This is a genomic window from Vibrio sp. ZF57 (assembly GCF_001691235.1).
GTDB classification, from domain to species: Bacteria; Pseudomonadota; Gammaproteobacteria; order Enterobacterales; family Vibrionaceae; genus Vibrio; species Vibrio crassostreae_C.
Genome location: NZ_MAKD01000107.1, coordinates 18,870 through 31,354 on the forward strand (window position 1 = coordinate 18,870; position 12,485 = coordinate 31,354).

Sequence of the window (12,485 nt, forward strand, 5' to 3'; positions counted from 1 at the left end):
GAAATCGGAGCCTTACTAAGCAACCGTAGCTCCATCAAATAACCGTTGCTTCACTAAACAGTCATAGTTTCACCAAATAAAGAATAAGGACAGAGTCATGGCAAAATTTGCAGCAAACTTGTCAATGTTATTCACGGAAGTTGATTTTATGGATCGCTTTGAAGCTGCCGCAGAAGCGGGCTTTCAAGGTGTCGAATACCTTTTCCCATATGCCTTTGATGCGGATGAGATTAAACAAAAGCTCGAGGCTAATAACCTAGAGCAAGTGCTATTTAACTTGCCTGCGGGTGATTGGGACGCTGGCGACCGTGGTATCGCGGTCGACCCTGCACGAGTTGAAGAGTTTCAAGCGGGTGTACCTAAAGCCATCGCTTACGCAAAAGCGCTCGGCTGTACTCAAGTGAATTGCTTAGCCGGGATTGTTCCGCAAGGTGTGACCCAGCAAGATGCGCAATCGGCGTTTGTGATTAACCTGCATTACGCGGCAAACGCGCTAGCAGCAGAAGGCATTAGCTTAGTGATAGAGGCGATCAATACCCGTGATATTCCGGGCTTCTTCTTGAACACGACTGAGCAAGCCAAAGCGATCATCAAAGAGGTAGGGAGCGATAACCTTTCTATCCAATACGATATTTATCACATGCAGATTATGGAAGGCGATCTTACGCCGACCATGCAGCAGAACATTGGTCAAATCGCACACGTTCAACTGGCTGACAATCCAGGTCGACACGAACCGGGGACTGGAGAAATCAATTACCCATTCGTGCTCAATTATCTTGATGAGCTTGGTTATCAAGGCTGGGTTGGCTGCGAATACAAGCCAAAAACAACGACGACAGAAGGCCTTGGTTGGCTACACCAGTACCGTTAATTGCGTCTGGTAACCCTCAAACGTTAAGGAGAACAACATGTCTAAAATTGCATTTATCGGAACTGGCATCATGGGTAAACCTATGGCGAGTAACCTTCAAAAAGCAGGTCACGATTTGATTCTGTCGGATCACTTTAATGCAGCACCTGCCGACCTTGTGGCAGCGGGCGCAACGGTCTGTCATTCACCAGCGGAAGCGGCTGAAGCAGCAGATATCATTATCCTAATGGTGCCGAATACACCACAAGTTGAAGATGTCCTGTTTGGTGACAACGGCGTCGAGAAAGGCCTAACGGCGGGTGGCGCAACGGGGAAACTGGTTATCGACATGAGTTCGATCTCGCCAATCGCGACCAAAGCAATCGCAGCGCGAATCAACGAAGGCGGGGCGTCATACCTTGATGCACCGGTATCAGGTGGCGAAGTAGGCGCTATTAATGCAGCGCTGACTATCATGGTTGGTGGTGAGCAAGACGCCTTTGACAAAGCACGTCCGCTATTTGAAATCATGGGTAAGAATATTACGCTGGTGGGCGACAACGGTGCGGGTCAAACCTGTAAGGTGGCGAACCAGATCATTGTTGCTCTGAATATCGAAGCCGTGTCTGAGGCGTTAGTCTTTGCTTCGAAAGCAGGCGCTGATCCAGCGCGAGTACGTCAGGCTTTATTAGGTGGCTTTGCTAACTCTAAGATATTGGAAGTGCACGGTGAGCGTATGGTTGAAGGCACATTCGACCCTGGCTTTAGAATCTCACTTCACCAAAAAGACTTAAATCTTGCGCTAACGGGCGCACAGGAGCTAGGGGTTGCGCTACCGAACACGGCAAATGCACAAGAGCTGTTTGGCGAGTGTGCCGAAATGGGCGGTGAAGGTTGGGACCACTCTGCGCTTATTCAAGCGATTGAGAAACGTTCTGATCACTCGATTCGTTAATCTAGTTAACGGTTTGTCCGTTTAGTGGTTAGTCAATCAACCGATTATCCGTTAATTAATTAGGGCTGCTATCGATTCGTAGCCCAACAGTTTCAAACAGTTTGTTTATAAATCGCGTAGTTTCGTCTCCTTTTATACGCGTTCCTGATACGAGGCAGAGGTTGAAGTTGTTCCTTTCCAACTTGATCTTAGCAGGCACCCTTTGGCCTTGTATCGGGGTTCTTTTTTTCTCCGTCAACTAAGGAGTGGCTGATGGACATTGATGCTAAGCAGTTTCTACAAACCCTTTTCTCAAGTGCTGTTAATCAGGCGCTACCTAAAAATCACATCGAACCTTTTCTTCCTCAAGACATTTTTTATCGCTCTGCTAATCAAGCCGGGCGTACTGTGGTGATAGGAGCAGGAAAAGCAGCCGCGTCGATGGCCGCAGAGCTTGAAGCGGTTTGGCAGGCAAAGAAACAACAAGATCTTGCACTGCGTGATCTTGAAGGCTTAGTCGTGACCCGCTACGAACACACCGCACCTTGCGAACACATTGAGGTGATTGAAGCAGCGCACCCCGTGCCAGATGCGATGGGCTTAGAAGTAAGCCAACGTATGCTGCAATTAGTGAGTGGCTTGAGCGCCGACGACACGGTGATTTGCCTACTGTCGGGGGGCGGTTCCGCTTTGCTAAGTCTGCCCGGGGGCGACATCAGCTTGGCAGAGAAGCAACAAATCAATAAGGCGTTGCTCAAATCAGGCGCCGCCATTGATGAGATGAATTGTGTTCGCAAACATCTATCTTCAATAAAAGGCGGTCGACTCGCCAAAGCGGCCTATCCTGCAAGGGTAGTGTCACTGGCGATTTCTGATGTGCCGGGTGATGATATTAGTGTGATTGCCTCTGGCCCAACCGTACCCGACACCACTACGCGTTTTGATGCGATGGCAATTTTAGAACGTTACCGAATAGAAACACCACGCTCGGCATTTGAATGGTTAAATAATCCAGAGTCAGAAACCGTTAAGCCAGATGACGTCTGCTGGAAGAATGCCGAGCACCATATTATCGCGACTCCGATGTCGGCATTGGAATCCGCTGCTGCAGAAGCTGAAGGCTTGGGTATTCCTGCTTATGTGTTGAGTGATTGTATAGAGGGAGAAGCGCGAGATGTTGCGAAAGTTCACGCTGCGTTGGCTAAGCAAGTGGCCAATCACAAGCACCCATTTGCGACGCCTTGCGTGATACTTTCTGGTGGCGAAACCACAGTAACCGTTAAAGGCAATGGTCGTGGTGGGCGTAACTGTGAGTTCTTATTGAGCTTGTATAATGAGCTTAAAGGCCAAGACAACATATTTGCATTGGCCGCCGATACCGACGGGATTGATGGCGTGGAGGACAATGCGGGTGCGTGGATTACCCCACAAACATGGCAACAAGGTTCGAGCTTGTCGCTTAAAGCGCAAGACTACCTCGATGCCAACAACAGCTACGATTTCTTCAAGCAAGTCGATGTGCTTCTTACCACGGGACCAACGCTGACTAATGTGAATGACTTCCGCGCAATATTGATTCTTTAACTTGAACAGTTCAAAAACACGGTATGGAATGGTCGCTTCTTAACAAATAGAGCGGCCATTTTATTGTTATCAATGCGGTGACCTTGAGTTCTGAGATTATCTTCTGGACTAATGAAGCACGTTGATTACTATGATTTTAGTAACGAGCTGTAAAGGATGCAATATGTCTAGGATCAGACAAAAGAATCAAGATTTAATCATCGAAGTCGCGTGTGAACAATTCGCCACTCATGGTTATGCTGCAACAAAAATGGCCGATATCGCGAAAGCGGCCGACATTCCCAAGCCTAACGTATTCTATTATTTCAGCTCAAAAGATAAGCTCTACAACGCTGTGCTTGAAACCGTCACTCAGCCTTTACTAGAAGCGTCTCGTCCGATTGAAGAGCTCAGCGATCCTGTTGAAGCCTTGTCTCAATATATTCAAACCAAGCTGATCATTTCTCGCGATCATCCACATGCCTCTAAGGTATTTGCCAATGAAGTGATGTCTGGCGCTAAAGTATTGCCGAAAGAGATTGGTGACGAGCTGTATAAGCAATCCCAGATGATTCTTGATAAGTTCTCGACATGGTCGGCGCAGGGCCTAATGGACGATGTTCCCGCTCATCACCTGATGTTTACCATCTGGGCGGCAACTCAAACCTACGCCGATTTTGGCTGGCAGATTTGCAGCGTGATGCAGAAGGACCAACTCGATGATAAAGACTATGCCGATGCCGCTGAGTTCATCACTCAGCTAGTGATTAAAGGCTGTGGTGTGAAAGGGAGCACTTGAAAGCTGGAGAGTCTTGCTGAGAGTTGCTTTAAGCTTGCTCTTCAGGAAATTGAAATGCCTTATCGTAGAATAAGGCATTTTTTACGCTTGTATTTTAGCTGTATGAGGCTTAGCCAACTAACAAGAAGAAGAGAGCTGTTGCGACAATACCTATCAATGCGTAGGGGAATTGAGTGGTTGCGTGTTGCATTGAGGTACACCCGGAACCTTGAGCTGACAATACCGTTGAGTCACTAAAGAAACATGAGTGACTGCCCGCTGCTGATGCCGAAAGCAGAGCCGCAATAGTTAAATGTAGAGGTACGCCAAGTTGTTCGCCTAGAGGCAATACGATTGGCATAGCAACTGCAAAAGTTCCCCAAGAAGATGCGGTAGCAAACACCAATGCACCGGTGATCATAAAGATAATTGCTGGGAAGTAAGACGCCGATAGATAAGGGCTTACTGTCTCGATGACATATTGTGTCACTCCTAGAGAATCATTCACAGACTTCAGCATGAATCCACCAATCACCGTTGCCAATGGCAGCAGCATAACTTTGATTCCGTCGTAGACAGCTTCAAACATATCATTCATTGAGATTAGACGTTGAACACCATAGAAGCAGATAGTAAAGATAATTGCGACAAATACGCCTGCTAATAGATCAATACCGAAGTACCAGCTTGCACCAACTAACACCACCATAGGCAATAGGAAGTTGATTAATCCCATCGTTGGGTTGGTGTGCGCTGTAATATCTGCGCCAAAGTCGATGTCTGTTGCACCGTCAGGACGTACTTGACCTTTCTTCGCTCGTTCCTCAGCCTGCTTCATTGCGCCTAAATCCGGCATCTTTTCTAACGCAACGAGAAGGACGATTATCAGCGTAACCCAGCCATAAGCCATGTATGGAATCGCTTCAATATATGCTTTGATACCCTCACCAGCTTCAGCCACTCCATTCGCTTCAAGCAGTGAGCTAAAGAAAATAGCCCATGTTGATATTGGCACCAGAATACAAATCGGCGCAGCGGTGGAATCGACTAGATAAGATAGTTTTTCACGGGAGATGTTGTATCCGTCAGTAATCTTCTTCATCGATGATGAGATAGCGATCGCGTTCAGATAGTCATCAATAAAGATCATGATGCCGAGGAAAAAGGTCATCAGCATAGATTGTTTACGGCTCTTAACCTTTGTGACCAACATATCTGAAAAGCTTAAAATACTGCCGCCTTTTTCGAGAATTGCGATTAATCCCCCCATCAGTCCGCAAACTAGAACGATCCATGCAATGGTTTCGTTCATCATTACATCCATCGATATGCCGACAATTTGCTCAACGGCTTGCGCAGGATTGAGTAGTAGTACACCAGCGATGGTACCACTAAAAAGCGCCTCTACGGTGCGGTGTGTAGTTAGGGCGAATACCAAAACAAGTGCGGTAGGGAGAAGGCTCATCCATCCATAGGCCTCTCCTTCTTGGTGGTTCAATCCAATTGATGTGAAGAAAATGAAAGTCGCGACAACCAATAGAGATACCATGATGTGTTGACTGTTGATCTTCAGCGGCGCGTCCAACGCCTTAGTTTGCGTAGTCATACGTGTAGTTCCTTTGTTTATGCTGAGTGCAACATCCAGTCGATTTCTAATGGAGTGATGGCGCGTTCAAACTCCGCCAGTTCACTTCGTTTACAAGCTAAATATAGATCGACAAACTCTTTAGAGATGTACGGGGTCAGCTCACTGCGTTCTAGCTGATCGAGAGCTTCAGACATACGCAGAGGTAAGTCTATTGCATCATCACTGAGGGAGTTAGGACATTGGTCTTTGGTATAGTTTTCACTCGCTAATACTGCGGATAGTACTACTGCAGCGAGAATGTAAGGGTTAACGTCAGCTCCCGCAATGCGGTGTTCAATTCGGCGATTGTTGCTGTCGCTGATAGGAACACGCAGTGCGACACCACGATGGTTCTCGCCCCAGTCTGCTTTCGTTGGCACGTAAGCTCCTGGAACAAAGCGGCGGTAAGAGTTAACGTTAGGGCAAATCAAGGCCATGGAATCGGATGTTTGAGCAAGCATCGCGGCCATGGTTTGATAAAAGAGATTACTGGGTTCACCATCTTGTTGGCTGAAGTGGTTATTGTCGTTGGAATCCACCAAGCTAAGGTGGATGTGCATACCGTTACCAGCTTGCTCACTAAATGGCTTAGCCATGAAGGTAGCATCGAAATCATGTTGATTAGCAATTTGACGAATTAGGCGTTTGACGATGATGATTTCATCACACACTCGTAGTACATCTTTAGAGTGGTTGAAGTTAATTTCGAATTGTCCTGGGGCGGATTCAGATAGTGCCCCCGAAGTATTTAACCCTTGTTCTTGAGCGACTTTGTTAAGATCGGCCAAAAAGTCTGCGTAATCATCCAAACCATCTAAGTCATAGACTTCGGTATCTTTTTCTCGTGATTTTTTGTTTGGGTTGATGGCTGTTTGTAGTGCTCCCATCTCACCCCGCTTCCTGTCTATTAAGTAAAACTCTAGCTCTAAGGCAACACATGGATGTTGATCTTTGGTGTGTAACTTTTCGAGAATTTCACTGACGATATTACGAATAAAGAGCGGGTTTGGGGTGTGGGCTGACTCATCCATCATACTCAACATTATTTGGCCCACTTGCTCTTTAGCGGTAGGCATCAATGTATCCGCAATTGGGAAACACATGTTGTCTGGTTCTCCCAATTCTTCACCTAACCCTGCTGTTTCAACCACATTACCTTTGGTATCTAAAGTAATTGTCGAGAGGGGAAGAGCTACTCCTTTATGCAGCTTGTGTAGTGCACTTACTGGGATGCGCTTGCCTCTTGGTGTGGCATTGATGTCGGTAAAAATCAGATCAACAAACTCGATGTTGGGCCATTTTTGTCGAAAATTTTTAACTTCCTGTAGATACGATTCCATTGTGTTCTCCAACTAGCCTCTATTTGGTAAATTAAAAGTAATAAAAAAGAAACAAGTCAATTGTACTAATTAGACTAAAGTCTAGTTTTAAAGGTTATTTCCTTTTAATACATAAGCTTGCGTTGATTACTTTGAAATTTACAATTTTATTGAAAGATGTTTCTGTTAACTATTTTGTAACAGTTGATTGTGTTTTGCTCAATATAATGTCCAAAATTAGTCGTTTTTTTGACCAAAAAGGTTGGTTTGGTCACGCTTTGGTCATAATATCGAACATCGGTGTTGATAATTTTGTACATGATTTGTAGTGTAAGTGTTAAATAAATCGAGCACGGAAGTAACATGTCTAGAACAAGCAAACCCATTATTGGAATTGTTAGTTGCGCTAAAGAATTGGGTGGCTATCAAATACAGGCAGTGAATAATTTTTACCTCACGGCTGTGAAAGACTTTGGTGGGTTGCCACTGATATTGGCTCCGGATATGGCAAGTGAAGACGTTGAGCGTCTTCTTAACATCTGCGACGGTTTTTTATTTCCGGGGAGTCACTCAAATGTGGCACCACATCATTACAACGGCACTCATGAAGAGTCTAAGAAAGATGAAGCTCGAGATGAGCTTTCCTTTACTTTGATTCGTCAAGCGATAGACAAAGACATTCCGTGTTTTGGTGTTTGCCGTGGATTTCAAGAGATGAATGTTGCTCTGGGAGGCTCACTGAACCCAGCAGTTCATGATTCAGGTTTCAACGACCATAGAGAGAGTGAGGTCGAAGACTTTGAGGAAAAGTACGCTCCATCACACGCGGTGTTGGTGCAAAAACAAAGTTTGTTTGAGAAATGGCTGACTGAAAATCATTGGGAAAACACTATCTTTTTTGAGGTTAATACTCTTCATAACCAAGGGGTTGACCAATTAGCTCCCCAACTGACTGTGGAAGCTAAAGCACCGGATGGTTTAGTGGAAGCGTTTAGTCTTCCAGGGCAAAAATTCTTTGTTGGCGTGCAGTGGCACCCAGAATGGAAAGCAAAAACGAATCATTTCTCTCAAATTTTGTTTAAAGAATTTATGATGGCGGCCTCTCTATAAGTTAGGAGCCACCTACATGGACAACCAAGAGATTGGTAAAAATATTGTTCGATTAAGAAAAGAACATGGATTGTCACAACGAGAATTAGCCGAACGAGCAGGTATTACACATAGCGCGATCTCTTCGATTGAGAATGCGAAGGTAAGCCCTTCAGTAAGTTCGTTGCAAAAAATAGTGAATGTTTTTTCTTTATCTCTTTCGGAGTTTTTCACACTTGAACAACCCAAAAGCGATGAAGTGAAGGTTGTCGTTGCACCTGAAGAGTTGGTTGAAATGGGCAGTGAGTCGGTTTCAATGAAATTGGTAACCAACGGCAGCAAAGAACAGGTAATTGGATTTTTGATTGAAGAGTATGCCCCCCACGGCACAACGGGTGCGGCGGAAATTAAACATGAAGGCGAAGAGATCGGCACTATTTTAGAGGGCGAAATCACTCTGGAATACAAAGAGCAATCTTTTGTCCTTAAACAAGGTGAATCGTACATTATTGATACGACGCAGCCGCACAAGTTCACAAATCACACAGACAAGGCTTGTCGAATGATAAGCGCGCATACGCCAACCACATTCTAAGTGGGCCTTGCCTTGTTGTGATAACAAGGAGAGCGTATGAAAACCCAAGAACAATGGATTGAACTGAGAAACAATCTAAACATCGAAAATCGTGCCTTTATTAATGGCGAATATAGCGCAGCTATCAGTGGAGAAACTCTAGATGTTGTTAACCCGGCTACCGACGAGACACTGACCCAGATAGCTCGTTGCCAAGAAGAAGATGTTGAGCTTGCGGTAACATGTGCTCGTCAAGCTTTCCTTTCTGGTGAATGGAGCAACAGCGCTCCGTCATATCGCAAAGCGGTACTCAGCCAATTTGCAACGCTGATTGACCAACATCGTGAAGAACTTGCGTTGCTGGAAACCCTAGATACGGGTAAGCCAATCAGCCATAGCTTTTCAACCGATATCCCTGGTGCTGCAAGTGCACTGCGTTGGTATGCAGAAGCCATCGATAAAGTGTATGGGGAAGTCGCGCCAACGGAACAAGATGTACACGCCTTTGTTTCTCATCAAGCTATCGGTGTTGTTGCAGCGGTAGTTCCATGGAACTTTCCATTATGGTTAGCTTGCTGGAAACTTGGCCCTGCATTAGCAGCAGGTAATAGCGTTATTCTTAAACCCTCTGAAAAATCTTCTCTCACTGCTATTTATATTGGTCAACTCGCCAATCAAGCAGGCTTACCACGTGGCGTTTTTCAAGTCGTTACAGGCTTTGGCCATGAAGCCGGTGATGCTTTAGCGAAACACCATGACGTCGACTGTATTGCATTTACGGGTTCCACTCGTATTGCTGGTCAATTAATGGTTCGTTCTGGTGAAACCAATCTTAAGCGTGTGTTTGCTGAGGCTGGTGGTAAGAATGCCAATATCGTATTTGAAGACTGCGAAGACCTCGATCGTGCAGCCGCAGAAACCGCTGGTGGTTGCTTCTATAACCAAGGCGAAGTCTGTGTCGCTGCAACTCGTTTATTAGTGCACGAAAGCATCAAAGATCGCTTTGTTGATAAAGTCATTTCTGCGGCTCAATCCTTTATGCCGAAAGACCCAATGGACACCTCATCTTCGATGGGAGCGCTCATCGATCAAGGTCACAAATCAAAAGTGCTTGAATATATAGAGCTTGGCCAAGCGGAAGGTGCAGTTCTTCGTTGCGGGGGTGATGTTGAAGGCAAAGGTGCATTTGTTGAGCCGACCATTCTTGATAACGTTGACAATAAAATGCGTGTCGCCCAGGAAGAGATCTTTGGTCCTGTACTTTGTGTTATCTCATTTAAAGATGAAGCTGAAGCCGTCGCAATCGCCAATGACTCAAAATACGGTTTAGGTGCGGCGCTTTGGAGCAATAACATTAACCGCGTACACCGTGTAGCTAAACAGCTTCAGGCAGGTTCTGTTTGGGTGAACAACTACAACGAAGGTGATATGACCGTCCCTTTTGGTGGGTTCAAAATGAGTGGTAACGGCCGTGATAAATCACTGCACGCCATCGAAAAATTCACAGAAACCAAAACCACTTGGATTCGCCTTCACCCTTAGCCTGCTGATGATTAATAAAGGAATATCACTATGAATAAGCATACGGATTCGTTTTACGCCCACTCTATCCCGAACATGCCAGAGTTCCCACAACTGCAAGACAACATTGAGTGTGATGTGTGTGTGGTTGGGGCTGGGTTTTCAGGTTTATCTTCGGCTCTTCATTTAGCCGAGAAAGGTTTTAAGGTAGTGGTACTAGAGAGTGCCAAAGTTGGTTTTGGAGCAACTGGTCGTAATGGTGGACAGATCGTCAATAGCTACAGCCGAGATGTTGATGTAATAGAAAGCCGTTACGACCAACCCCAGGCTAAAGCCCTGTGTGACATGATTTTCGAAGGCGGAGATGTCATTCGTGGCCTAATCGAAAAATACGATATTGAGTGTGACCACAAACGCGGTGGCCTATTTACCGCGCTAAACAAAAAGCAGTTAATAGGTTTAGAGCATCATAAGAAAAACTGGGAGCGATATGGTAATGACCAGCTCACCATGTTGGATGCTAGCCAAGTAGAAGAGGCGGTTGGTACTCAAGCTTACACCGGTGGCTTGCTTGATATGCGAGGTGGGCACATTCATCCGCTTAAACTCGCATTGGGGGAAGCCGCAGCATTTGTTTCTCTTGGTGGCCAAATTTTTGAACAATCAGCGGTAACGTCCATTGAAAAAGGTGCGAATCCTGTTGCAAGAACAGCGAGCGGTAGCGTGAAGAGTAAATACTTGGTGTTAGCTGGCAACGCCTACTTAGGTGGGTTGGCTCCGAATATCAGTAACAAAGCCATCCCATGTGGAACTCAAGTCGTGGCGACAGAGCCGCTTACCGATGAGCAACTAAAACAGGTTTTACCAAGTGACTACTGCGTTGAAGACTGTAATTACTTACTGGACTATTTCCGATTGAGTGCCGACAAACGCTTGTTGTTTGGGGGCGGGGTGGTTTATGGCGCTCGTGACCCTCAAGACATTGAGTCTCTGATTCGTCCTAAGTTAGAAGGTATTTTCCCTCAACTTAAAGGTATCAAGATTGATTACACATGGACTGGTAACTTCTTACTTACCTACTCACGTATGCCGCAGTTCGGCGCATTCGACGACAATATTTATTATTTGCAAGGCTACAGTGGTCATGGAGTTACCTGTACTCACTTGGCTGGCAAGTTATTGGCAGAAGCCTTAACAGGGCATGCCGAACGATTTGATGCCTTCGCACAACTCAAGCACTACGCCTTCCCTGGTGGACGTCACTTCCAAATACCATTCACAGCAGTTGGCGCAGCGTATTACAACCTAAGAGATAAACTGGCTATCTAACCGGACGATAAGGAACATCCAATGAGTAGAGTAGTAAAATTCGCGGCCCTGCAACTGACAAAAAGCTGGGATCTGGAAGATAACCTAAATAAAGCTAAGCAAGCGATTCGTGAAGCTGCGAGTAACGGTGCCAATGTGGTTTTGCCGCAGGAATTGTTCGCTGCTCCTTATTTTTGTAAGAAGCAAGAAGCTAAGTATTTTGAGTTGGCTGAGGAAGTAGACAATTGTCTGTTGATAACAGAGATGAGTGCATTGGCAAAAGAACTCGGGGTCGTGATTCCAGTTAGTTATTTTGAAAAAGCGGGCAATACCTTCTTTAACTCATTAGTGATGATTGATGCCGATGGCACTGTGCTAGATAACTACCGCAAATCACACATCCCGGATGGTCCGGGTTATAGCGAAAAATACTATTTTAGTCCTGGAGATACTGGTTTCAAAGTATGGCAAACCCAGTTTGGTAAGTTCGGCGCTGGTATTTGCTGGGATCAATGGTTTCCCGAGCTTGCTCGTAGCTTAGCGTTACATGGTGCAGAAGCCATTTTTTACCCAACCGCTATTGGCAGCGAACCACAAGATCCAACTTTAGATTCTCGTGATCACTGGCAACGCACTATGCAAGGCCATTCCGCTGCAAACTTGGTTCCTGTGATTGCGTCTAATCGCGTAGGCACAGAATGTGATGATGGCATTGAAACCACATTCTACGGTTCTTCTTTTATTACCGATCATACTGGTGGCAAGTTGGCAGAAGCGCCACGTGATGAGGAAGCTATCATTTACGCGGAGATTGATTTAGCCGCAACGGCTCAAGCGCGTCACTCGTGGGGGCTGTTCCGTGACCGCCGCCCAGATCTATATGGCTCTGTGGGCAAACTAGCAGTTTAAAGGGGCAGAC

The 12,485-nt window shown here is 45.8% G+C and carries 11 protein-coding genes; 9 read left to right on the top strand and 2 right to left on the bottom strand.

What is annotated here, in order from left to right; translation table 11 throughout:
* Positions 1-97 precede the first annotated feature (97 nt).
* The 4 genes from hyi to A6D97_RS16185 all read left to right on the top strand — a co-directional run bounded on the left by hyi (position 98) and on the right by A6D97_RS16185 (position 4,149).
* The gene (gene hyi / locus A6D97_RS16170; protein ID WP_065584811.1) at positions 98-874 is read left to right on the top strand and encodes a hydroxypyruvate isomerase; all 777 of its coding nucleotides are present in this window, start codon (positions 98-100) and stop codon (positions 872-874) included.
* Between the two features lie 37 nt (positions 875-911).
* Complete coding sequence (locus tag A6D97_RS16175; protein ID WP_017111423.1) at positions 912-1,808, top strand: 2-hydroxy-3-oxopropionate reductase; 897 nt, start codon at positions 912-914, stop codon at positions 1,806-1,808.
* Between the two features lie 252 nt (positions 1,809-2,060).
* Complete coding sequence (locus tag A6D97_RS16180; protein WP_065584812.1) at positions 2,061-3,371, top strand: glycerate kinase; 1,311 nt, start codon at positions 2,061-2,063, stop codon at positions 3,369-3,371.
* 163 nt (positions 3,372-3,534) lie between these two features.
* Positions 3,535-4,149 carry a TetR/AcrR family transcriptional regulator gene (locus A6D97_RS16185; RefSeq protein ID WP_065584813.1) on the top strand — a complete coding sequence of 205 codons (615 nt, stop codon included), beginning with the start codon at positions 3,535-3,537 and terminating at the stop codon, positions 4,147-4,149.
* 109 nt (positions 4,150-4,258) lie between these two features.
* Here A6D97_RS16185 and A6D97_RS16190 read toward each other — a convergent pair whose 3' ends face one another.
* Together A6D97_RS16190 and A6D97_RS16195 are read right to left on the bottom strand one after the other, a co-directional pair.
* Positions 4,259-5,734 (bottom strand): Na+/H+ antiporter NhaC family protein, encoded by a 1,476-nt coding sequence (locus A6D97_RS16190; protein ID WP_017067343.1) that lies wholly within the window; start codon positions 5,732-5,734, stop codon positions 4,259-4,261.
* A 17-nt stretch (positions 5,735-5,751) separates the two neighbouring features.
* Positions 5,752-7,095 (bottom strand): glutamine synthetase family protein, encoded by a 1,344-nt coding sequence (locus tag A6D97_RS16195; protein WP_017065013.1) that lies wholly within the window; start codon positions 7,093-7,095, stop codon positions 5,752-5,754.
* A 342-nt stretch (positions 7,096-7,437) separates the two neighbouring features.
* Here A6D97_RS16195 and A6D97_RS16200 point away from each other — a divergent pair, with 342 nt between their 5' ends.
* From A6D97_RS16200 to aguB, 5 genes are read left to right on the top strand one after another with little or no spacing between them, the layout of a single operon-like run.
* Positions 7,438-8,184 (top strand): gamma-glutamyl-gamma-aminobutyrate hydrolase family protein, encoded by a 747-nt coding sequence (locus tag A6D97_RS16200; protein WP_017065012.1) that lies wholly within the window; start codon positions 7,438-7,440, stop codon positions 8,182-8,184.
* Positions 8,185-8,200: 16 nt separating this feature from the next.
* Complete coding sequence (puuR, locus tag A6D97_RS16205; protein ID WP_017065011.1) at positions 8,201-8,758, top strand: HTH-type transcriptional regulator PuuR; 558 nt, start codon at positions 8,201-8,203, stop codon at positions 8,756-8,758.
* Between the two features lie 36 nt (positions 8,759-8,794).
* The gene (locus A6D97_RS16210) at positions 8,795-10,279 is read left to right on the top strand and encodes an aldehyde dehydrogenase (protein ID WP_017065010.1); all 1,485 of its coding nucleotides are present in this window, start codon (positions 8,795-8,797) and stop codon (positions 10,277-10,279) included.
* Between the two features lie 30 nt (positions 10,280-10,309).
* Positions 10,310-11,587, top strand: coding sequence for an FAD-binding oxidoreductase (locus A6D97_RS16215; protein ID WP_017065009.1), 1,278 nt, complete (start codon positions 10,310-10,312; stop codon positions 11,585-11,587).
* 21 nt (positions 11,588-11,608) lie between these two features.
* Positions 11,609-12,475 carry an N-carbamoylputrescine amidase gene (gene aguB, locus A6D97_RS16220; protein ID WP_017067340.1) on the top strand — a complete coding sequence of 289 codons (867 nt, stop codon included), beginning with the start codon at positions 11,609-11,611 and terminating at the stop codon, positions 12,473-12,475.
* Positions 12,476-12,485: the final 10 nt, after the last annotated feature.